The sequence below is a fragment of the Brevundimonas sp. genome (assembly GCF_030682035.1).
GTDB lineage: Bacteria > Pseudomonadota > Alphaproteobacteria > Caulobacterales > Caulobacteraceae > Brevundimonas.
Genome location: NZ_JAUXQZ010000024.1, coordinates 1 through 1,023, shown reverse-complemented (window position 1 = coordinate 1,023; position 1,023 = coordinate 1). Strand labels below are relative to the sequence as shown.

The window sequence follows — 1,023 nt, the reverse complement described above, 5'->3', positions numbered from 1 at the left end:
GATGGAGAGAAAGCGACCTTAACGGCTGTAGGTTGTACCGGCGGCACGATAACTTGGAGCACTGGCATAACAGGAGCAAGCATCCAAGTGTCTGAGTCAGGTAACTATACAGCAACCTGTACAACAGAGTGTGGCACAAGTGCAAGCTCACAAGTGATAACGATACAAAAACTACAAACACCTACTGCACCGACCATAACAGGAGGAGGAGATGTATGTGGAACAGAAAAAGTAACTTTGACTGCGAGTGTATGTACAATAGGCACATTGAAATGGAGTACTGGAGCAACAACACAAACGATTACAGTAGGAGCAGGTACTTATACTGCATATTGTGAGAATATCTGTGGCAAGAGTCCAAACTCAAACACGATAACAATTGGTACTAGACCAGCCCCAGTAGCCCCAGTGATTTCTACCAACAAAACAGTTATCTGTGGGGTAGAGAAAGCAACGTTGACTGCAACGGGATGTGCAGACGGAACGATTACTTGGTCATTAGGTTTGGGAACTGGAACAACGAAAGAAGTAGGAGCAGGAACCTATACAGCGACCTGTGTTAATTCATGTGGAACCTCGTCAGCTTCAAATACAGTGACCATAACAACAGGTACACCACCGCCAGCACCAGTGTTGACAAGCAATGTAAGCAGTGTTTGTGCAAACGACAAAGCTACAATAACAGCAACAGGCTGTATTGGCGGAACGATTACTTGGTCATCAGGATTGGGAGTAGGCACTAGCAAAGAAGTAGGTCCAGGAACTTACACTGCAACGTGTACCACAAGCTGTGGAAGCTCTGGAAACTCAAATACGATAATAATCGGAACGAAACCAACTCCACCAGTACCAGTAATCAGCACAGACAAGACGGTATGTTGTGATGGAGAGAAAGCGACCTTAACGGCTGTAGGTTGTACCGGCGGCACGATAACTTGGAGCACTGGCATAACAGGAGCAAGCATCCAAGTGTCTGAGTCAGGTAACTATACAGCAACCTGTACAACAGAGTGTGGCACAAGT

General features: G+C 46.1%; 1 protein-coding gene. It reads left to right on the top strand.

From position 1 onward, the window contains the following. Positions 1-153: 153 nt before the first annotated feature. Positions 154-1,023 (top strand): hypothetical protein (locus tag Q8K49_RS05335; protein ID WP_305304620.1); only part of this gene is annotated, 870 nt, incomplete at its 3' end.